Source organism: Brasilonema angustatum, assembly GCF_059505445.1.
This window is the reverse complement of the sequence record NZ_JCACKO010000155.1, coordinates 55,090-77,618: the sequence shown is the minus strand read 5'-3', so window position 1 is coordinate 77,618 and position 22,529 is coordinate 55,090. Positions and strand designations below refer to the sequence as shown.

The 22,529-nt window shown below is 40.1% G+C and carries 17 protein-coding genes; 9 read left to right on the top strand and 8 right to left on the bottom strand.

Annotated elements, in window-relative coordinates:
- Window positions 1-58 precede the first annotated feature (58 nt).
- Window positions 59-604 (bottom strand): COP23 domain-containing protein, encoded by a 546-nt coding sequence (locus AC5JM2_RS34515; protein WP_495840502.1) that lies wholly within the window; start codon window positions 602-604, stop codon window positions 59-61.
- A gap of 620 nt (window positions 605-1,224) precedes the next feature.
- On the opposite strand from AC5JM2_RS34515, the gene AC5JM2_RS34510 reads away from it, so the two are divergent.
- Together AC5JM2_RS34510 and AC5JM2_RS34505 are read left to right on the top strand one after the other, a co-directional pair.
- Window positions 1,225-2,517, top strand: a complete 1,293-nt coding sequence (locus AC5JM2_RS34510; protein ID WP_495840500.1) for an AAA-like domain-containing protein — start codon at window positions 1,225-1,227, stop codon at window positions 2,515-2,517.
- A gap of 410 nt (window positions 2,518-2,927) precedes the next feature.
- Entirely contained in the window at window positions 2,928-6,512 is a 3,585-nt protein-coding gene (locus tag AC5JM2_RS34505) for a WD40 domain-containing protein (RefSeq protein WP_495840499.1), read from the top strand.
- Between the two features lie 16 nt (window positions 6,513-6,528).
- On the opposite strand, the gene AC5JM2_RS34500 is transcribed toward AC5JM2_RS34505, so the two are convergent.
- The 4 genes from AC5JM2_RS34500 to tyrS all read right to left on the bottom strand — a co-directional run bounded on the left by AC5JM2_RS34500 (window position 6,529) and on the right by tyrS (window position 9,672).
- The gene (locus AC5JM2_RS34500; RefSeq protein WP_495840496.1) at window positions 6,529-7,239 is read right to left on the bottom strand and encodes a hypothetical protein; all 711 of its coding nucleotides are present in this window, start codon (window positions 7,237-7,239) and stop codon (window positions 6,529-6,531) included.
- 8 nt (window positions 7,240-7,247) lie between these two features.
- Window positions 7,248-7,454, bottom strand: a complete 207-nt coding sequence (locus AC5JM2_RS34495) for an RRXRR domain-containing protein (RefSeq protein ID WP_495840494.1) — start codon at window positions 7,452-7,454, stop codon at window positions 7,248-7,250.
- Window positions 7,455-7,769: 315 nt separating this feature from the next.
- Window positions 7,770-8,489 (bottom strand): orotidine-5'-phosphate decarboxylase, encoded by a 720-nt coding sequence (pyrF, locus tag AC5JM2_RS34490; protein ID WP_495840492.1) that lies wholly within the window; start codon window positions 8,487-8,489, stop codon window positions 7,770-7,772.
- Window positions 8,490-8,502: 13 nt separating this feature from the next.
- A complete protein-coding gene (gene tyrS / locus AC5JM2_RS34485; protein ID WP_495840562.1) occupies window positions 8,503-9,672 on the bottom strand; it encodes a tyrosine--tRNA ligase in 1,170 nt (389 codons plus the stop codon).
- 176 nt (window positions 9,673-9,848) lie between these two features.
- Here tyrS and AC5JM2_RS34480 point away from each other — a divergent pair, with 176 nt between their 5' ends.
- Entirely contained in the window at window positions 9,849-11,774 is a 1,926-nt protein-coding gene (locus AC5JM2_RS34480) for a transglycosylase domain-containing protein (protein WP_495840491.1), read from the top strand.
- A 456-nt stretch (window positions 11,775-12,230) separates the two neighbouring features.
- Here AC5JM2_RS34480 and AC5JM2_RS34475 read toward each other — a convergent pair whose 3' ends face one another.
- The gene (locus AC5JM2_RS34475) at window positions 12,231-12,554 is read right to left on the bottom strand and encodes a DUF1825 family protein (RefSeq protein ID WP_169267757.1); all 324 of its coding nucleotides are present in this window, start codon (window positions 12,552-12,554) and stop codon (window positions 12,231-12,233) included.
- Between the two features lie 357 nt (window positions 12,555-12,911).
- Between AC5JM2_RS34475 and AC5JM2_RS34470 the strand changes: the two genes are divergently transcribed.
- Window positions 12,912-13,286 carry an NINE protein gene (locus tag AC5JM2_RS34470; protein ID WP_495840489.1) on the top strand — a complete coding sequence of 125 codons (375 nt, stop codon included), beginning with the start codon at window positions 12,912-12,914 and terminating at the stop codon, window positions 13,284-13,286.
- A 13-nt stretch (window positions 13,287-13,299) separates the two neighbouring features.
- The gene (locus AC5JM2_RS34465) at window positions 13,300-13,833 is read left to right on the top strand and encodes a ComEA family DNA-binding protein (RefSeq protein WP_495840487.1); all 534 of its coding nucleotides are present in this window, start codon (window positions 13,300-13,302) and stop codon (window positions 13,831-13,833) included.
- A gap of 142 nt (window positions 13,834-13,975) precedes the next feature.
- Here AC5JM2_RS34465 and lepB read toward each other — a convergent pair whose 3' ends face one another.
- A complete protein-coding gene (gene lepB / locus AC5JM2_RS34460; protein WP_495840485.1) occupies window positions 13,976-14,548 on the bottom strand; it encodes a signal peptidase I in 573 nt (190 codons plus the stop codon).
- 79 nt (window positions 14,549-14,627) lie between these two features.
- Window positions 14,628-15,491 carry a transcriptional regulator gene (locus tag AC5JM2_RS34455; protein WP_495840483.1) on the bottom strand — a complete coding sequence of 288 codons (864 nt, stop codon included), beginning with the start codon at window positions 15,489-15,491 and terminating at the stop codon, window positions 14,628-14,630.
- 279 nt (window positions 15,492-15,770) lie between these two features.
- Here AC5JM2_RS34455 and AC5JM2_RS34450 point away from each other — a divergent pair, with 279 nt between their 5' ends.
- Genes AC5JM2_RS34450 through cas3 form a run of 4 tightly spaced genes read left to right on the top strand, consistent with a single transcriptional unit; the run spans window position 15,771 to window position 22,528 of the window.
- Window positions 15,771-18,452: a CRISPR-associated protein Csc3 gene (locus tag AC5JM2_RS34450; protein WP_495840481.1), complete on the top strand. Its 2,682-nt coding sequence runs from the start codon at window positions 15,771-15,773 to the stop codon at window positions 18,450-18,452.
- Between the two features lie 13 nt (window positions 18,453-18,465).
- The gene (gene cas7d / locus AC5JM2_RS34445; RefSeq protein WP_495840479.1) at window positions 18,466-19,482 is read left to right on the top strand and encodes a type I-D CRISPR-associated protein Cas7/Csc2; all 1,017 of its coding nucleotides are present in this window, start codon (window positions 18,466-18,468) and stop codon (window positions 19,480-19,482) included.
- Window positions 19,483-20,250 (top strand): type I-D CRISPR-associated protein Cas5/Csc1, encoded by a 768-nt coding sequence (gene cas5d / locus AC5JM2_RS34440; protein ID WP_495840477.1) that lies wholly within the window; start codon window positions 19,483-19,485, stop codon window positions 20,248-20,250.
- Window positions 20,243-22,528, top strand: coding sequence for a type I-D CRISPR-associated helicase Cas3' (gene cas3 / locus AC5JM2_RS34435; protein ID WP_495840475.1), 2,286 nt, complete (start codon window positions 20,243-20,245; stop codon window positions 22,526-22,528). Before cas5d ends, cas3 begins: the two co-directional genes overlap by 8 nt.
- Window position 22,529 lies beyond the last annotated feature (1 nt).

Here is a 22,529-nt window from a genome sequence, read left to right as displayed (position 1 = left end):
GCCTACTACGAGCATATTTCCTGACACAATAGCGGTGTGGTATCAGCCAGACTTGAGATTATTCCTTTTCTACAGGCGCTGTTTGCAAGAACTTATTAATATCAATTTTGTAGTAGACTGGACGTTGTTTAGAACTATGCTGTATCGGTGTAGTACTCCGTCCTCTAACGAGTTCTTTGAGTTCATCAAGAATCTCTAAAGGCTTATCTTCAGGTCGTAAAGTTAGCAGTACGGTATCGCAAGCCCCATCATTTTGACGGGCTGTGCAAATTACATTTTGACCATTGACTGTGCTATTGGTGATGTAAGACAAGCTTTGCTTGTTATAAGCAGTCTGGAATTGTGATGATACATCTTTACACCGTTTGTCAGGAGTAATAGTTTGACTGTTAAACCAGGGGTATTTCCAACGGATAACTGCAATTTTTCCTCGTGGTGTCCAAGCGTAAGTTGTGGGGAAGCGTTTATCAGTTTGTTTGTCGTAACCTGAAGCACAGATAAAGCGAACTTCGTCATCAGCTTTGGCTTGACTAATCATAGAAGTTATGCAGGTAGCAGTCAGGACGCAGCCAGTGAATAGCGAAATGATTAATTTGAGGTTCATATTTTTTCTCCTTCAACGGTTTTGGTCTTATCACCAACTGTATTGAGTTATTTTTTCAAAAGCAGCAAAATCAATCAATGCTAAAATTCTTGTCTTCGCTTTGTTAATAGTCATCTTAAAATCTGACTTCTATACGGCTCCACATTTGAGAAGAAATTCATCAATTTCAATTCAACATCTGTGTTGATGAAGTTTTCTTCAACATTGTTAATGTCTGTCTGACTGTTGCTAAAGTAAAACTGGTCAGTCAGTTTATAAATTAACTATTAAATTTATGTATCATGTGTTCTTGTACTGATAGACTCATCAGCTTTTACTAACTAAACACACAAACAAAAACTCTCACCAGCGCAAAAGAAATCTGGCACGTTACATTAATTTACGCACCCTTTATGTACGCTTTCTGCACCTGAAAAATTGAAGATATTTAATTTGTTTTTTTATTTGGATAAAACGTGAAAAGATAGTATCATTCTTAGCAAACACCAGTCAAGATGGTTATATTTTTCAATAAAATAAAAAGATTGCAGATCATCACATCTTTACTCAAGACTGCTCATAGTCCACTGATTATACAAGCACCTTAAGGATAAAAAATCAAGTTAGTCATCAAAAGACACATGAATCAACAAGCTTTTGAACACATATATCAATACGAATTAACTCCGAAGCAGAAGAAGGTATTGCCATTATTTTTAAGTGGACAGACAGATGAACAAATAGCCAGAGAACTTGGCGCTACGCATCGTTCTACTGCTAGCCATCAACTTAGAAATATATCTACTAAATTTGGCTTTCCTCCTGAAACTGAACCAGATTACCGTTGTAACTTAGTTGAAATATTTGCTAAATATAAGCCGGAGTTAGTCAGTGTTAAAGCTTTAGAAAAATGCGGACAGATCATTCAGAATATACGGTTTCCAGAAGGACCAGAGCCAGTTAACTCTGCCTTTTATCAAGAACGCTCTTCTATTGAATCTCGTTGTTATAGTGCTATCAAAGAACCAGGTGCGCTCATTCGGATTAAAGCTCCCAAGCAGATGGGTAAAACTTCGCTTTTAAAAAGAATTAGGGCGGAAGCTAAGAAGAGTGATTATAATACAGTGTACTTAAATTTCAGTTTAATAGAAACAAATAAATTTACTAATGCCAATGATTTTTTACGCTGTTTTTATGCTTATGTAATTAATCAACTATCTTCAGCGCCTCCACTACAAGTGTGGGATTTAGATACTCCCAGTATGGTTAATTGCACCCTAACATTTAAAAATCTGCTAAAAAAATTAGATGGTGTTTTAGTTCTCGCTTTAGATGAAGTAGATAAATTATTTGAATACCCGGAAATTTATGAGAATTTCTTCCCGATGTTGCGTAATTGGAATGAAAATGCCAATGAATCAGAAACATGGGAAAGATTGCGATTATTAGTATCACATTCTACAGAAGATTATGGACGTTTAGATATTAATCAATCTCCTTTTAATGTTGGTTTGCCAATTAAATTAGAAGAATTTAATGAGGAACAGGTGAAAAGTTTAGCTATTCGACATGGTTTGGATAGTAAAAAGATTCTTCCCATTATGTCTTTAGTAGGAGGACATCCTTATTTAGTGCGACTGGCGCTTTATTATCTAGTACGTCAGGATGTAACTATTGAACAGTTAATCAAAGAAGCAACCACAGATACGGGAATTTATACTGAGCATTTACGCCGACATTTGGAGACTCTCCAAGAAAATCAAGAATTAGGAAGTGTATTTAAAGCAATATTGAATACTGATGAAGTCGTTAAATTAGAGTTTAAAAATCGCCAAATCTATCAATTAGATAGTATGGGACTAATTAAAATTACCAATAATATTGTTATACCACGCTGCCGTTTGTATCATGAATACTTTTGCGATCGTCTCTAATGAATGTGGATTGAATAACTGCAACTCTTAATTTGGCGTGAATTAGGCTTGTCGTAACGCACCAGTAACGCGGAAAGGTTGCGTTAGCTGAGATCTTGCACCATTTTTAATAACTGTAAGGTGGGCACTGCTGTCAACGTAAAAATAGCAATTGAGCGCGAACGGTAAGCAGTACCCACCCTACTCTACTAAAATTACTGGAATTGTGATGATACTTGTTTACTGAGATCTTGCATCATTTTTAATAACTGTAAGGTGGGCACTGCTCACAACGTAAAAATAGCAATTTCAGTGAACGGTAAGCAGTGCCCACCCTACTAAAATTGCTACGAGAAGAAAGTTTTACACCTGATTAAATTCGCGTTTTTAAATAAATCTAGATTTTTCATATTTGGACTAGTGTAAAAAGAATGAAATTTGACAACTATTATAAAGTCGGTGGTAGTTTAAATGCGAATCATCGCACTTATGTATCTCGAAAAGCCGACGCACAAATCTTTCAATTACTGAAGGCTGCGGAGTATTGTTTTGTATTTAACTCGCGACAGATGGGGAAATCTAGTTTGCGAGTCCAAGCAATCAAAAAACTCAGATCAATAGGAATCAAATGTGCTTCTATTGATCTGACTATCCTTGGTAGTCATGTTAGCCCCGAAAAATGGTATAAGGGATTTGCGAATCAATTGTTAACTAGTTTTGAAATTGATGATATAGATTTTAATAGTTGGTGGTTACAGCATGACTCTTGGACAGATGTGCAGCGATTAAATTTACTGCTTGAGTCCTTAGTGTTGAATAAATTGTCAGCCAATATCATCATTTTTATTGATGAAATCGATACTTTGCTCAAAACTGAATTTAAAGATGATTTCTTTGCTTTAATTCGTGCTTGTTACAATCAACGTGCTGAATCTCCCAAATATGAACGTCTAACTTTTTGTTTGCTAGGAGTAGCCACACCGTCTGATTTAATTCAAGAGAGAGAACGCACACCGTTTAATATTGGTAGTTCCATAGAATTAACTGGATTTAGTTTTATCGAAGCGAAGGATGCATTAATTCCAGGGTTGGCAGACACAGTAGAGCATCCAGAAGCAGTTTTACAAGACGTGTTGCACTGGACTGGTGGACAGCCATTTCTTACACAAAAGTTGTGTAGTTTAATTGCCCAGGAAAGAACAAACAGCTATCTGAATGTTAATGAATTAGTTGATAAATATATTATAAATAATTGGGAAGCTCAGGATGAACCAGAGCATTTAAGAACTATACGCGATCGCCTACTCCGTAATGAACACAAAGCAGGTAGATTATTGGGATTATACCAGCAAGTTTTGCAACTAGGTGAGAAGGTAGTTGTAGATAGTAGTCAAGAGCAAACAGAATTAAGGCTATCAGGCTTGGTCGTCAAAAACAACAATTATTTAAAAGTATATAACCCTATATATCAAGTTGTGTTCAACCAGAATTGGATTGAACAAGAATTAAATAGACTTCGCCCGTACAGTGAAGCAATTAATAACTGGTTAAAATTCCAGCATCACCAATCTTGGCTATTGCAAGGAAAAGCTTTAGATGAGGCTTTAACATGGGCAGTTGGTAAAAATCTCAGTAATACAGATTATGAATTTTTACAAGAAAGCCAAAAAATTACTACAGAATTACAAATTGAAGCTAATCATAAATTGACTGAAATTAATCAGGAATTAGCATCAGCTAATGAAATAGCTAAGCAAAAACTGACCGAAACCAATCAGGAATTAGCATCAGCTAATGAAATAGCTAAGCAAAAACTGACCGAAACCAATAAAAAGGCAAAGCAACAATTAGCTAAAGCTAATAAGAAAGCGATATATATCATTTTGAGTGCAGGAATTCTTGCAATTATTATGGTTTTTTATGGACAAAAGCAACTACATAGAGCCAAGGAAGATACAAGACTTACACAAGTTGGATATAATGCTGATCAACAATTCAAATCTAAACAAATTGAAGCTTTATTTTTAGCTATGAAGGCTAGTCAAGATTTAAAACCCCTTGTGCAAAATCAATCTTCTTTAGGTGAATATCAAACAACTACCCCGTTATCTGCTTTACTGAATATCCTCGTCAATATTCGTGAATATAATCAATTTGACATTGGTCAAAAAATAGGAGATTCTGCTGTGAGTTTTAGTCCCGATAGTAAGCTCATAGCTTTTGCTAATGATGATGGTGCTATAAAACTCTGGAACCGAGATGGTACTCCCATCAAAACCCTCTCTGGTCATACAGATAAGGTGAAAAGCTTGAGCTTTAGCCACGATAGCCAATTCATAGCTTCTGCTAGTAATGACCGTACTGTTAAACTCTGGAATCGAGATGGTACTCCAATTAAAACCCTTGCTGGACATCAACGTTCGGTAGTCAGTGTGTCATTTAGTTCTGATAATACTATTGTTTCTGCCAGCAAAGATGGAACTATAAAACTTTGGCAATTGAATGGGACTCTGATTAAAACTATACCTGTGAAAATGCAGAGTAATTTAATGACAACTGCTGCAATCAGCCCTAATGGGGAAATTATTGCTGTTGCTAGTGAAGAAGGAAATATTGAACTTTGGAACCGCAACGGAACCTTGCTTAAACTTCTGTCTGGGCATAAAGGTTGGGTAAAAAGCGTCATTTTCAGTCCGGATGGAGAAACAATTGCTTCTATTGATGATAGAACTATCAAACTTTGGAAATTTAATGGCACCCTAATCACAACTATCAAGGAGGATACAAATAGAGATAAGGAGGATACAAAAACAAAGAAATATATAAATACTGTTAGTTTTAGCCCCAATAGTAAAATTATTGCTTCTGGCAGTAATGACCAAACTATCAAACTCTGGCAACTGGATGGTACTCTAATTAATACCCTTGTTGGACATAGCGATTCAGTAGCCAGCGTCAGTTTTAGCCCCGACGGAAAAGCGATCGCTTCTGTTGACAGAGATGGCAAAATTAAACTTTGGCACCTAGATTTATCTGTGATAACTAAATTAACCGCACATAAAGGTAGGATAACAGGTATTCGTTTCAGCCCTAATGGCAAGACAATAGCTTCTGCTGGCAAAGATGGCACTGTAAAACTTTGGCGGCGGGATGGAACTTTAATTGATACCTTCAAAGGACATAAAACTTTGGGAAATAGTCTCAGTTTTAGTCCAGATGGTGAAACTATTGCTACTAGTACTGAGCAAGGTACTACTAAACTCTGGAAACGGGATGGGAAGCTAATTAAAACTCTCCCTGGTTATGAAGATTTGCTAACAAGTATCAGTTTCAGCCTTGATGGTAAAATCATAGTTTTTGGTACCGACAAAGGAAGTATTAAAATCTGGAAGTTGGATGCTCCTACTCTAATTTCATCCCACCCTAAAGATAGTCATAAAGGTTGGGTAAAAAGTGTCAGTGTGAGTCCAACTCCCCTTTTTAAGGGGGGCGAAGGGGGGATTGTTGCTTCTGGCAGTGATGATGATAGAACTATTAAACTTTGGCGTCTAGACGGGACTTTAATGACTACCCTCAATGGACATAGAAAAGATATTAATAGTATAAGTTTCAGCCCTGATGGAGAAATTATTGCTTCAGGGAGTACAGATCAAACTATTAAACTTTGGAAACGGGATGGAACTCCGATTTATACCCTCACTGGACATAGTGGTTCAGTAACAAGCGTCAGTTTCAGCCCTGATGGAAAAATCCTTGCTTCTGGTAGTGATGACACAACTATCAAACTTTGGAAACGGGATGGAACTCCCATTACTACCCTCACAGGACACAGCAAGCCAGTGACAAACCTTATTTTTAGCCCGGATGGCAAGATTATTGCTTCTGCTAGTGAAGATGGCAAAGTGATTTTGTGGAGTTTGGATTTAGATGATTTACTAGCACGGGGATGTCAATGGCTTCAAGATTATTTTGTTACTCATCCAGCAGAACGTAATCAGCTAGGTTCATGTAAGTAACGTTTTTTAATATGTCTTATGACTTTGACGGCGGTTGCGACGGTGGAGGCGGTGATGGCGGTGGCGGCGCTTGTGATGGTGGCGGCTTTTGAGACGAACCTTTCAAACTCCGAGAACGCAGGCGCACACTTCCCGCTTGACAATCTCGTAACCAAGCAACAACTGCTTGAGCAACGATACCATCACTACTATCTCGTGGCGGTGTCGGTGGCTGATTCTTGGGAAATGAACCAATTTGGGAAAACATCATCACAAAACGCCAATCACTCTTTGTTTTTGTGAGAAACAGCCAGTGGAATTCCTGTAATTGAACTGGTTTACCTGCAGTATATTGTCGCTCTAAAGTCGTAAAAAAAACTTGCTCTACTTTTTCGGAAGCAGTTTTGACTGAATCTGCCGTGTATCCACTAGGATCAAGAGGTAGCGGTGTAAACTCAGGTCTTCCCGCCACTACCATATAACTATAAACGTCAGTGGCCCTGCTCAAGCGACGGGCGCGTTGACTTGCTCTATTAGCATAATTTGGTAAATCTTGCAAGAGTTGAGTCGTTAGTGCTTCTAGATTTTGGTTTGAGCAAGAAAACCTATTAGCATCAATCGGTTTCCCCTCCGATTGGGTGGAGGGGTGGGGAGTGATTTTTTTAGCTTGTATTGGGGTATCTAGAGCATTTGATAATAGCCAGAAGACACAACAAAGAAGCCACAAGCTTTTATTTTTCTTTTTCACTCCTGAGTTCATCTCACCGCCGTATCATCAGATAGCCCAAAAACGGAGCGCAACGGATTGTTCTGGGAGAAATCAGACGTTTTTAGTATCAGGGTAAAGGGATACATTCTTAAAATTGCTGCTTTTTCACTGTTAAGCAGGGTTCTTGCTCGCTTGGGGCGAATTGGGTTTAGTGGTTGCTTGTTTGTATCAACAATGAAAACGTAGTTTTGCATTTTCTTCTTGTTAGGAACTCATTGGTAATGTTTGCCTCGATCAGTTAATCTCTCGGTACCCTTACGGGTTCGTCAGTCACCTACGGCGGGAAACCCGCCTGCAGTGCTGACTCACTTTCTCAATAACACTGACGACGCTAATGAACAAATTCGTCTGTTTAATTATTGAGTTGTAGAGCCTGGGACTGGCTTGAATCTAAGTTAATTCGACATCCCAGGGTACGAACTTTAACACTTGTGAGATAACGGCTACTCTTACTTAAGGAGTGATCTGGAGTTGCCCGTATTGCTACGGATTGTTACGGTTTGCACCGTTTAGCGGCAACCCACTAATTCCTCACAAATCCTTTTCCAAGCTAACTGTGGATCGGCAGCTGCGGTGATCGGACGCCCAATCACGAGGTAATTTGCTCCTGCAGCCAAAGCTTGTGCAGGAGTGAGCGATCGCGCCTGATCTCCTTTTTGCGCCCAAATTGGACGTACCCCCGGACAAACCAGCAAAAAATCATCTGCACAACTTTGTCGCAGTTGGGCTACCTCAACAGGAGAGCAAACAGCCCCATCTAAACCCATCTCTTGAGCCATTAGAGCCATCTCCAAAGCATATTCTGGTAATTCTAGAGGTATTTTCAACTCAAACGCCAACTGTCTGGAAGAAAGACTCGTCAACAGCGTAATCGCAATTAACTTTGGCGGTTTCACACCCGCATCTGCTGCTCCTAGTTGTACCGCTTCAGCTGCTGCGCTCAGCGCTTCTTTACCAGATGTCGCATGAATTGTCAATAAATCAACGCCATAACGAGCAGCCGCACGACAAGCGCCAGCAACAGTGTTGGGGATATCGTGAAACTTCAAATCCAAGAAAATACGTTTCTGCCGAGATTTTAGCACCTCCAGAATTTTTGGTCCTGTGTTTGTAAATAACTCCAAGCCCACCTTGAAGAAAGTGACTGACGTAAGGCGTTCAATAAGGGCGATCGCCGCTTGTTCATCCGCTACATCCAGAGGTACAATTATTTGCTCTTGGGCGTTCATCAGCTTTTCTCCCCTACGGTATCAGTCGGACAAACTTGTTTTTTCCCAGCTGCAAAACACGTCCATGCAATTCACTTTTGTCACTGAAAGTCGTTTCAATATCAGTGATGCGATCGCCATCTAAGCGCACCCCACCTTCTTGAATTTTCCGCTTACCTTCCCCGCCACTTTTGCACAAGCCACTGACATTCAGAATATATGGTAATTTTGCAGGAAACTGGACATCAGCTAGAGAAAACTCTGGTACGTCACCCGCCTCAATCTCCTTGATAGCTTGTTCGCCATGATATTGCTTGACGATTTCTTGTGCTAATAGTTTTTGGCGATCGCGTGGATTTTCCGGTAGCTGATCCAATGGAAAATCCGTAAGTAGTGTAAAATAGTCTTTCAGCAGATGGTCTGGAACTTGTTGCAGCTTTTGGTACTTTTGAGTTTGGTGTTCTAACAAAGCCACATAATTACCTAAAGACTTAGACATTTTTTGTACACCATCCAAGCCAATTAAAATTGGCAGCAGTACTCCGTACTGTGGTTTTTGCCCAAAATGGCGTTGTAAATCCCGCCCGACAGCAAGATTAAATTTTTGGTCTGTCCCTCCTAATTCCACATCTGCCTCAATAGCAACAGAATCATAGCCCTGCATCAGCGGGTACAGGAACTCATGAAGGAAAATAGGATTCTCTTTTTTATAGCGCTCAGCAAAACCCTCTTTAGCAAGCATCTGCCCTACTGTCATTGTCGAGAGTAACTCCAAAATTTTGCCCAGGTTCAACTTCGAGAGCCATTCTGAGTTGTAACGTATCTCCAACCTTCCTGGTGTATCAAAGTCTAAAATAGGTCGCACCTGCTCAAGGTAAGTCTGGGCGTTTCGCGCCACATCTTCTTCCGTAAGTTGGCGACGTACCTCAGATTTTCCAGTCGGATCACCAATGCGAGCGGTAAAATCACCAATAATCAGTACTGCGGTATGACCAGCATCTTGAAACGCTCGTAGTTTTCGCACTGGTATACTATGACCGAGATGAATATCGCTACCCGTTGGATCAATTCCCAATTTCACCCTAAGAGGTCGCTCAGTTGTTGCTAAACGCTTTTCTAAACTTTCAACGTGAGTATCAGAATCAGTCGGTTGTGGGAAAATTTCAACAATACCACGACGCAGCCAAGAAAAATCCTGCGTCATACTACTAGGAGATTGACTGTTAACTATGCTTTGCACTATCAAAGTAGGATTGGTTATGGTCACTGACAATTTGTATGACTTTCGTTTGCCAAACTAATATCATTGCAAAAAATTAACCGCCTTGCTTAATCCAAGACATTACACTATATATTTACTAGTGAGGAAGTAAAACCACCGTGTCGTCAAGGACTTTTGAAGATAAGCAGCCACAACCTCGAGCGTCTGGCTCAGGTTTTGAGTTTCTTAAAGGAGTCGGCCAGGTAGCTGGCGGTACTCTACTTTCCGCCACGATGCTGACAAGTTCTATTGTAGCGGGAGGACTCGTTGGCTTAGCGGTGAGTTTCCGCAACTTGCCAGATGTGAGACAGTTACGCAGCTTCTTGCCATCAGAAACGACTTATATCTATGACATCAAAGGTAAACTGTTAACGAGTATTCACGGAGAAGCCAACCGTGAAGTGATGCCATTAGATAAAATTTCTCCAGATCTCAAGCGAGCAGTATTAGCCAGTGAAGATAGCGACTTCTACTATCACCACGGAATTAATCCCAAAGGCGTTGGACGTGCAGTAGTCACCAACTGGTCAGCAGGCGGCGTGCGAGAGGGCGGTTCAACCATCTCCATGCAGTTGGTGAAAAACTTATTCTTGTCTCACAAGCGTGCTTTTACCCGTAAAATAGCCGAGGCAGTACTGGCAATTCGCTTGGAGCAAATTCTTACCAAAGACCAAATTTTAGAAATGTACCTCAACCAAGTTTATTGGGGTCATAACAACTATGGTGTACAAACAGCAGCACGCAGTTACTTTAACAAATCGGCAGAATATTTAAACTTGGCTGAGTCGGCGATGATGGCTGGTTTAATCCAAGCGCCGGAAGACTATAGCCCCTTCATTCACATGAATAAGGCAAAAGAGCAGCAGAAAGTAGTTTTAGGTCGAATGAAGGAATTGGGCTGGATCACGCAGGAAGAGTACGATAAGGCTCTCAAACAACCAATCAAACTTGGTAAAATTAAATCTTTCCAAGGAAGCGCCTTGCCTTACGTGACAAACGCTGTAGCCCACGAAATTGCCAAAAAGTTTGGTCGTGAGGCGCTGCTCAAGGGTGGAATGCGAATTCAAACCACAGTTGATACCAACTTCCAAAACATGGCGGAGGACACTGTCAAAAACTGGCATGATATTTTGAGGGGGCAAGGGTTATCTAGAAACCAAATTGCTCTGGTTGCCATTGATCCCCGTACACATTTTGTCAAAGCTCTGGTAGGTGGCGTAGATTCTAAAACCAGTGAGTTTAATCGTGCAACTCAAGCTTTACGGCAACCTGGCTCTGCTTTTAAACCATTTGTTTACTACACTGCTTTTGCAAGTGGTAGGTACGATCCAGACACAACGGTCTACGATACCCCTGTGGGTTATCGAGATGGTGACAGATGGTACTACCCACGCAACTATGACAATAGCTATGGCGGGGCTATGTCAATCCGCTATGCGTTGATGCAATCTCGTAATGTTCCCGTCATAAAGGTTGGTAAGGCTATAGGGATGAATAAGGTTGTCGAAACCTGCCGCACCTTAGGTATTATGAGTCCGATGGAACCTGTAACTTCTCTGCCATTGGGTGCTATTGGTGTCACGCCGTTGGAAATGGCAGGTGCTTATGCTACCTTTGCCAACTATGGCTGGCAATCTCCAACGACGATTATTGCCCGTGTGACCGATAGTAGTGGCAATGTCTTACTTGACAATACCCCTAAACCCGTACAAGTTCTCGATCCGTGGGCATCAGCAGCAATTGTTGATACCATGCGCTCTGTGATTAATGAGGGTACAGGTAAACATGCTGCAATAGATCGCCCTGCAGCAGGTAAGACAGGAACAACTTCCTCTGAGAAGGATATTTGGTTTGTCGGAACCGTACCTCAATTAACAACTGCTGTTTGGGTTGGTCGAGATGATAACAGAAGTTTGGCTACTGGTGCAACGGGCGGGACTATGGTTGCTCCAATTTGGCGCAATTTTATGATGAAGGCGCTTAAGGATGTACCTGTGGAAAAATTCAAGTCGCCTTACCAGTTTCCTCGACCGAAATCAAATTAAAGTTAAAAAAGTTAACATAGTAAAAAATGAAGAGTTTGGTGTCAATTTCAAACTCTTCATTTTTGCTTTCAAAAAAACACGCTTAATAGGGAACAGTCAACAGTCAACAGTCAACAGTAAACAAGGGGTGAACGAGTCCGTTTCCTACCTGATAACTGATAACTGATAACTGGTAACTGATAACTGATAACTGATAACTGATAACTGATAACTGATAACTTGTTTATCGGAAGGGGGGAGGGGGAGTAAGATAAATATGTTACACTTGTATGATGACAATGGTACTCGCTACCAAACTTAACAAAAAGTAGCTCAAAGTCAACGGCGACAGCGTTAACAACTTGCAGCTAAGTTGAGAGAACTGGGAATTTACCCTAATGGATATTAAAAAGTTCCGTGACGTGTTTACTCACGGCAATGAGGGTAGGCTTTCCACACGATCGCGCGAAGGAAGTTTTATGATTGTTGTTCTAGTTCCTTTTTCATCCGCTGTAGGGTGAGATCCATTTGGTCAAACATTTGTTGCGGAGTTACACCAAACTGACTTAACTGTGTCTTAAGTTGCTCTACAGTCATTTGTGCCATGAAATCTTCTGATAGCTCAAAACGCTTCATAAACACCCGATAGCGATCCATCATGGCTTCCATCTGCTCAATAAACAGCTTTTTGCCATCGCGGTCAAATTTACCATAGTTACCGCCAAGCTTGATAAGTGCTTGATAGTCTTCAAACAGTTGCTTGGCTTCTTGCTGAATTATGTCAGAATCAAAAAATCCCATTTTGGTTACACCCCACTGAGTGATAAGGCTCAGTAGCTCTCTTAATTGATGCCTTTTGCTTATTATAGTTTAGGGACATAATCTAGAAAAGAAACTTCGGTTTGAGTACGGTTTGTTACCGCAATTTCAACACTTGACTTGCGCAACTTAAAATTGAAAAGTCCAACTTCACACAAGATAGTGCGACTTCCTCGCTATGCTTCTTGTTTCCCCTCTGCTCGGATCCTGCCCATTTGTATTAATCTTAAAATCAAAGGGTATTAGGCGTGGGGCAGGCATAGTCTTTGTCGGAGTAGTTCATCAGATAGGATTCAGTTACTATAACAGCAATGCTGAGTTTATGATGGTGCTTTAGTTATGTTTAATCAACGAAAAAGCCGGAGCATTGCCGCTATTTTAGCTTTGTCTGGTACAGTGGCAATTTCCGGATTACATAAGTTTTATTTAGGACAGCCACTTTGGGGTGTGCTTTATGTGTTGCTTTCTTGGACACCCATTCCCAAGGTAGCGAGTGCTATTGAAGGAGTTTGGTTTTTAGCGCAAGACGAAGAAGCTTTTGATCGTCATTTTAATTTAGGTAAATCAGCCATCAAAAACTCACAGTTCGCCAGCAATCAAGTTAGTACGATCGCTCAAGGCTTGCGAGAGTTAGAAAGTTTACGTCAAGATGGATTGATTTCTGAGTATGAATTTGAGCAAAAGCGCCGCCAGTTGCTAGACCATATTTCCTAAACCAAGCAACACTATGAAAAATTGGCTACCTTTAAACTCTAAGTTACAAAAACTACGCTATAAGTTACTGAACGACCCATATTATCGACTACAATCAGCAGAAGAGATAGCGATCGCCGCGCAACTGGGTATCCACATTGATGCCAATCAAGCAACTGTTGATGATTGGTTACGGCTACCAGGGTTATCGATTCACCAAGCGCGATCGCTTGTACAACTTTCTCGTGCTGGTGTCAAATTTTACTGTATTGAAGATATTGCCGCAGCCTTAAGTTTACCAGTACAAAGGCTAGAGCCACTCAAGCCAATTCTGAATTTCAGTTATTACGATGATCAATCTTTAACTCTTGGTAGCCATAAAATCAACCCTAACACGGCAACAATTGAAACTCTAGCAAAAGTGCCATTTATTGATTTATCCCTGGCGCAAGCAGTGGTTGAAAATCGCAGTTTAGCGGGAGCTTATCTTAACTTAGCAGATTTTCAGCAAAGGTTAAATCTTTCGGGTGAAACCATTGCCCAGCTTATGTACTACCTACGATTTTAATAGACTTCGTGGCAGTTGTAGGGAACAGGAAACAAGGAACAGGGAACTCTTAATTCTGAACGTTTAACTCTTAACAGAACCTCGTAAAATCTCACTTTTGCAAGAGGTATAATGTAGACGTAGCGATGCTACGTCTTTAGAATTAAATCACGCCAATCCTATCAAAAGGCCAAAAGCGGAACACTGCCCGACCAATAATATTTTCTTTGGGTAAAAACCCCCAGTAGCGAGAATCGTTACTATCGTTGCGGTTATCTCCCATAACAAAGAATTCGTCAGCAGGAACTTGTCGCTCTTGCATGGGTAAAATTGGTGGCTCAGCTATATAATCTTCTTGTATTGGTTGCCCATTAATGTAAACCTTTCCACCTGCGATACGAATTTTCTTTCCAGGAGTGCCAATAATACGCTTAATGAAAGCCTGGTCTTTGGGATATCCTCGATGTTGTAGTTCTTCTGGTGGCTGAAAAACAACGATATCGCCAAACTGTGGAGGATGAAACAAGGAAGAAATTTTTTCCACAACCAGGCGATCGCCCTTATGTAACGTTGGTAACATCGAGTCTGAGGGAATGTAGCGGGGTTCAGCAACAAAAGTCCGAATGAGGAGTGCTAAGAATAAGGCGATCGCAATCAAGATGAGATTTTCCCGTAAAGTTCGCCATCCTCGCGACGATGCAGAGGATTCTTTCGCTTCACTTTTCTGATGAGTCATAGCAAGCTGATTAATAAGTTAGACGAATTCTAGATTATTTTGATCCTAAAAGGACATTTGTAATGGCTTAGCCATACTGTCAATACTTTGTTTCGATATCATATAACTGACACAGGTGGCGGAGCTTATGCTTGAGGCGATCGCGCATACTTAATGGTGACACAATCACGCACTCATCCCAGTAACGTGCTACTTCTCTAATCAGCCAAAAAGGATTTACAACTCGTCGTACCACTTGACGTACATCTCCAACGATCTCATCATTAACGTCATCGTCTTTAGATTGATAGCCTTTTTTTAACCAACCATAAAAGTGTAGGTGCACTTCCAGAGAATCTAGTTTCCCTCGCCAATTTCCATTAATAGGTACAGCTGACTTAATGCTGTTATAGGTTAAACAGCGGTTGTGCCAAAGTTCTGGTAATTCGGGAATATCATTTTCCACATCATGAGTTTCTTCGCACCAGATCAGGAGGTAAAAGCGGTTATCGAAAGAGCGAGGTTCCGCATGACGAACTGTGTATTCCAGTTCTTGACCTTGAGAATTCCGGTAGAGGATGTAAAACGGCTGCTGCTTTTTCATCCAGTCTTCAATTTGAATTCGCCACCCTTGAGTGGATTGGCTAATTTGTTTCATGAGAGACTGACGCAAGGGCGGTTCGAGATTACCTCGCTCTAGTAAAAGTGCAAGTACAGTTTGGGCTTCCCCGATACGACCTATATCATTCAAGGCTTTTATTGCCCGTTGCAAGGCATTAACCTGGTTGGAATCAAGAGTAAAGGGCTTACCAAGCTCCAGAGTTTGTTGAGCAATGGCTACTATTAAGCCGGAGATACTCGGTTCTTTGCCCCATAGGATATCAAGGCTGCGGGCGATTTCCTCCAACTTTTCCTTAGTTCCCGGTGGAATTGACAGTGTAATCGTGTCTTTTTTTCTGGGCATTGCTTAAATGTACTTGCACTTAAAAAAATATTGTGCGATAGTCGTAATTGTAATTATAAATTATCTGCTCGCAGGTAAGTGCAGTGACATCGTCTTGAGACAGTATTCTTTATTGCGGATATACCTAACTCACAACTTTGTGCTGAGCGTATGTCAGTCATGGAAAACAGTGATAAGACGCCAGAATAAAACTCTCATAACAGCAAAAGGTCAGGTAAGTGACAATCTTAAGAATTTGCTTTGTAACCTAGACTCAATTTTGAATTGAAGTATTTGTATATGTCGAAGCGCACCCGGCTTTTGAATCGTCCTCCGAAAACTTTGGAGGAACGTTATTTTAGTGAAATTCGCCCCCTATTCTACGAACGCTTGGGGACTCATCATCAATATGGGGTGAGGAAGGGAACAACTCTTGCAGAACACTTGGACTCTGCGTGTCAGTTCATGTTGACAGTTAGTCGGATAGCTGGAGTCCCTGAAGATAAACGACCTGTGTTATTAGCAGCAACTGCGGTTCACGACTTAAATAAATTAGACTCGTTAGAACGTAAGGTGAAAACCTTAGCTAGAGATAAGAACTTTTTACGAGAACAGTTTGAACTTGCAGGTGTAGTGAGTTTTGTTTCAAGTGAAGAAGATTTTGAGTTAGCCAGACGGCTTATTGAACGCCACTCTGGGCATCATAACACCGATGGCGCGAGATTTTTACCGGAAGATCCTACTATTGAACGGTGGGCGGCGATGATAACCGCTGCTGACTTATTTGATTTAGGAATTCCCGATGCAGAGCGTTTTCGCAAAGTTGAAAACGAATTGACAGTTGCATTCAACCGTTCTAGCAATCTTTTCAGAGTGCGCTTATCTGAGGATAGAGGTTATATCACTGCACTTTTGCTGGGGGCTTGTGAAGAAGTTTTGACAAGGTACGGCTTGACACCTTTAGCGATTTTTCCTGATGGCGAACTTTTTGAGGGAGAAGCGATACCAAAGGCAGATTTAGTGACAGAAATAGCTAATGTTTTGCAAAGAAAGATTGACGAAGTATTTGGAAATAATATTGAACGACTTGTCAGACTTACTAAAGATGGAATTAAGATTGCTCACCAAGCGATTCAACAAAATCTTGAAGAGGTGTTGGTAAATGTAGAAGCACTATTAGAAAAGAAAAAAGCGGGTTACAAATCAGACAAAGTTGCAAAAGATATATTAAAGTGGAGCAATGCTGCTGGTACTGAGGCTGTAAAGAATGCAGTCAATTTGGAATTACTACCTGTAAGCAATGCAGAAGAATTTGCAGTTTCTGAAGGGTTAAAGGCTGCATATCTCAGCTATCGACAAGTAGGCTTCAACCCCAAAGACGTTTGGGAGAAAATTGCTCATCATGTCGGAATTTCTGAACAGCAACGTACAGTATTAGAAGCATTTGACGGACAATATGGACGACCTTTGTTTGCAGCAAAGGCAGCAGTGAAAGGTATCGAAGGCATTAAAGAGGCGTTGCGAGAATCTTTCCAATTAAGAATGGAAAGTACACAAGCAACAGAAGCATCAGAAGAAATGATTGCTGTCATCAATCGAATGTTAAATTTACCTATTCCATCTAAGTTGAATGGGCTAAAAGAATTAGATGCTTATATAGAAGCTAATCCTAAACAAAGGTGTTCTCTTGGTTCTACTTCCAATGAGATTGAGGAACTCATTTCTGACACTATGCCTCCTGGTACAAAAGTACAGGCTTTTTCTAACCGCTTACCAGGTGGAATCAGCGCCGAACCAAAAAGACAAGCAGATTCAATTGCAGCTTTAGCATATCAATTGATGACGGTTGGAGCTAATTTTCCTGCTGTTAAAAAACAAGATCCACTGTATCTACACTTTGCATTACCTAAAGGTTCAAATTCTGAACTGTTAAGACTGTGGCGAGAATACTTAGAAAGACTTGCTGCTACTAATGCTGAAGGTGGTACGGTTACAGTTGATGAATTACAACTGTATCGAGAAAATTCTCTAGACTTTAAACCTAACAAAGTTGTAGGATTTGCTTTTCCAAAACGTCGTGATTTTGTTCATACAACGCTCATTATTCCTCTTGTTTGGGGAGATGCAAATGCTTCTTTAGCTTTACTAAAATCACTACGTCTAGCTTTGGAACTTTCCTTATCTTTAGAGTTTGGATTTCCTTTTACTATAAGTGAAAATCTGGAAGTAGAGTTATCTAACGATATTTACGGGCGAGTAGAAGGTATTCCTGCTTCATTACAACCTTTATTAGGTAATGGTCAATATAAACGCGAAGATTCAGAAAAAATTCTTGAGCGTTTGCGTTGTCTCGGAAAACTTGCAACATCCGTCGCCAGTATTCAGAAAGTAGATGATTGTCTATATGATTTAGCCCGTGCTTGTGCAAGACCACTTGAACTTTACTATGTCTTACTACGTTGGTTCTTGCGAGAACAAGATGAACCAAATTTCAGTGTCATTTGGAGTCGAATTTGTCAGCCATTAAATACTTTACTGGAGAGTCTTATGCCTAATGATAACTCACTCTTAACTCAATATCTTAAAGAGGCGGCACAAGTCGCAGCTGAAGGGAAAATATGGGGAAGTTCTTTTAAGAGAACTGCACAAGCTGAACCTTTTACAGCTTTTCTTGCAGCTATTCGCTCTCAAAAACCTCATTTAGGTTTAGATGTTGTTTTTGCTGCTTTAATTCAGCAATATCATACTCGCTTAGATCGCATCCGAGAACATGGCGTTGGTCAAACAAAGTATGAGCAAATTACACGATATTACGAAATTTTACGAAAACTATATGAGGATGTTTATCAAGCTCGTCCTGAAAAGTTATTAGCTGATCAAAAAACATTGGAAGCTGCTTATCTATTCTTCCTTGAAGAAGCACGACAGCAGCTTAAAGGCAAACTAGAAGAAAATTCGGTTGAAGTTACTACATCTATTTAATTAGGAGGTTATCATGTCAATTAAAAAACTTTCTTCAGTTCTTGCTCAAACCTACGAAAACTTTCCCAAAGGACGGTTTATCACTTTCGTTGTTCTCAGAAAAACTCAATCTGAAACTATTTTTCGTACAGAAGGTTCTGGTGAACCTATATGTAGCGAATTTGTACAAGCAGGTATCAACGATGAGACTATTATCCAACGTTTAGTTATGACTAAACGCAAACAAGTAGCACCAGAAAGACGTTATGGACGAGAACATTTAAGAGCGCATGAACTGTTGTATAACAGTAAAGATGGTTCTCTTTGTTCTTTGAACACAAACTCTCCTTGCGAGATGTGTGTGGACTGTTTTCTCTACGGTTTTGCTGCTGGTGGCGGAGGCGCACAGAAAAGTAGGATTTGGACTGAAGATGCTTTTAGTGTTTTACCTGCGACTGAAGTTTTAGGAGAAAGAACGATTAATGCTATCTATGAAAATGGCACAATGCGTGACCAAAATGGTAATGCTTCAACCGCACTAAATACCAGTGAATATATTAAACCCGGAGTTCATTTTCTTGATGTCGTAACCCTCAAAGATGTCACTGCTGATGAGTTACGCTATATCATTGGCAATATTCTTTACACCAGTCGCTATGGTGCTGTTTCCAGTCGTGTTGGACGTATGGAAAATGCAATATTGGGCATCTTTGGTAGTATTGCTGAACTTCCCAGTTCTTTGCAACTTGTCCAAGCTGTTTATGATGGTTTGGATAAACCTTTAGAACATCCCATGAATACTAAGCGCCTGATAGAAAAAGCTAAAGAAATGCTTTCAACTTGGAAGAATAAGCGAGGCGTTTCTATGCATTTCTCTGATGAAGAATTAGCAAGTGTAATGACTGATGTTGATAATCATTGGTCAGAAGCGGAACGAGATAATTTCTTAAAGCGGTTAAGTCAATCTTACGAACCTTTCCGTCAAGTTCCTGCTGAGTCTAAAAAAAGCAAAAGCAAAGGTAAGAAAGCAACAGTTGAAGCAGAGAGTTAGATGATGTCAATAATTCCTTTTCAACAGGCAAAGTTTGTGGAGTTAGTGTGTTTAGAACCAGTCTTTTTTGCCTCTAGGGAGTTGTCGGATACCTACTACACTGAGGGGACAATTGGGAATTATGCTCTAACCTATGCTTTGGGTTTGGTTAATTCCGCTTATCGTCTCCAAGGACAGGCTACAGGACGACCTACCTACAAAGAAGATTTTGAAGCGATCGCACAAACATTCTACATATTACCCGCCTCACCTACTCATGGTCGAGTGACTTTCCGGTTTGAACGTTTTAATGCTCTTTCTGATGCTTATTGGTATGCGATGACTAATAACAGAGTCGCTACAGCACGTGAAGATTTACCATTTTTCAGGAGAACAGGTAAAAAACCAAATTCATTTAGAGCAAGTAATTTTCCTCAAACAGGACGGTTCCGAATGATTGAACGTGGGAATAAATTCCAAACTGTCGTTTTTGGTAATTATCAATTACCTGACTACATTCGTGTTGGTAAATTTTTAAGCAAAATTAAAGTGAATATTCTAGAGACATTTGATGTCATTCCATTACCAGAAGGAAATTACCAAACAAAGGCTTACTTGAACGTTGCTGATTTACCACCACAGACTGAAATCTTGTCTTTTGATTTAATTTCTATGCCTCCAGCACCAATACTTAAAAATCTTCATTTCCGGGGTGCTGCTTGGCAAGTTGGTGAAATAGTTGTACCAGCAGATTTACAATTTTGTGGCGGAAGCAGAATCAATGGTTAATCAAAGATTAGTTACTAAACTTGAACCTCGTAGTATTTTTGCTTGTGCATCATTACCCGATGAGCTTTCATTCATGAATAATGCACTTCAACATCAAGTTGAGGTTTTTGAAAAATCTCGCGATGTTGATATTATCCTTGACTTAGCACCGACAGGGACAGGTAAAACAAAAGCGGGATTCACAGTTTTATTGCACCAACCTACCAAAAGTGCTGTTTACATTGCCCCAACTAATGCTTTGGTAGAACAGCAACGTGAAGCCGCAGAGAAGTTTGTAAAAGAAGCTGGTTTACCTCATGTAGTCAAATCTGCTTCAGCCAGAGAAATTCAAAGTTGGTCTGATGATAAAGTGGGTAAGCGACGAGGAGAAAAACTGTATAACGTCTTGCGAAATCCTGCAACTATTTTTCCAGAAGTAGGAGCAAATAAACCAATTATTTTGGTGACAAATCCTGATATTTTTTACTACGCTACTTTCTTCGCCTACAACAAGTTAGATAGAAGCAATATTGCTAGTAGTTTTTACACCAAGTTTGGGACAGTCATTTTTGATGAGTTTCATCTTTATGATGCTAAGCAGTTGGTAGGGTTGCTGTTCTATCTCGCTTATTCCCATCTTTTTGGCTTTTTTAAGCATGGAAGACGGGTTGTTTTACTCACAGCTACACCAGAACAGGCTTGTGAATTAGCATTGCAAAGTTTAGAAAAGCAGGGTGTAAAAATCGCCAGAATAGATGGAGAGACTGGTAATGGTAAACTTTTACCATCGCAAACAACAGTCAATCTAGAATTAAGACCACAACCTGATACTAGGGAAGAGTGGCTAGCAGAGTTAGCGTTTGAAGTTGTCCAACGTTTTCGCGAAAGACCTAAGGAAAACGGTGCAGTTATTCTGGATTCTCTAGATAGTATTAATCGTCTCAAAGAATTGTTAAATCAGCAAGGACTGACTGATTATATCGGACGCATGACTGGTCCTGCACCTTTTAAAGATAGACAACGGGCAATGCAGTGTCAAATAATTTTGGCTACTAGCACTGTAGATGTAGGATTTAACTTTGAAAGAAATCCTACACCAAAACGACAAAATTTAGACTGGTTAATTTTTTCAGCCCATAATCGTGCTGCATTTTGGCAAAGAATTGGTAGAGTCGGACGTGTTTTGGGTAAATTTGAGACTCACATTGACTCAGAAGCCATAGCTTATTTACCAGCAATAGCTTGGGAACAAGGTTTAGCCTCTCTCGATATATCTGGAGGACGTATAGCACTTGAGCAAATATTGAAAAATCTTCCTTGTTTAGAGAAACCATTCTTACTTGCATATTGGCGTTCTGAAGCGTTTTTAGAAATTGCTCGTCCATTGTTAGAACTAGAAGAAGTCTTTCAAAATATAGCAGGTGCAGAATTAGTACCACAGCTTTTTGAAACAATAAAATCAATTTTAGGAGGAAACCGTACTTGGGATGACTGTCGCTTTAGAATGAAAGTTTTACGAGGTGCTGAGAACATTAGTCAAGCCTCACTCAAAGATGTTCAAAATAAATGGAAATTTACTCCTGGTGGTCAAGCTTTTGTGAAAACTTACATTAAAGCTAAATACCCTGAAGATTGGGATGACTTACAAGCCGGACGTGTGAGTTTAGAGGACTATGAAGAATTGTTCAAAAAAGATGAAGAAGCGGCAAAATATTTACAAGAATTTGCTCTTGTTTTCATGACCAGCTATGCGCCATTATTCTCTTTTAGAAATACTTTATTTGAAAGTCTCCCAATTCGTGATCCTCATGGTTATCTCTTAGATGAATCAGAAGAAACACGCCTCGATCCCATCCATCTTTTACGTCACTACGAATTTGTTCCAAATGGGGAACTTATAGAAGTCACTAGTCGGGCAAAGGAAAATTATGAACTGGTTTTTCGTCTGAGTTATCCTGACACTTGGCAAGAATTTGTTAATACAGAACTCAATAAATTGACTGCTTTCAAAAATTGCCGTATTGAACGACGTTTAGGAGTAGGAGGAGCAATACGACCCACGCCCTTGATTCAACTACTAGAAAAACATCTCATACCAGGGATGATTATAGCTGAAAAAGAGAATCAGTATATTATCTTCCAAATGCGAAGAGAAGGAATTGTTTCATATCCAATTGTCATTCAATGTAGCAATGCTCAAAAAGAATACAGATTTTTACCTGGGATTGCAGGAATTTTAACCATGACAATTAAGGGTAAACAATTGCGTCTTCCAGATGATGAACCCTTTATAGTTTAAT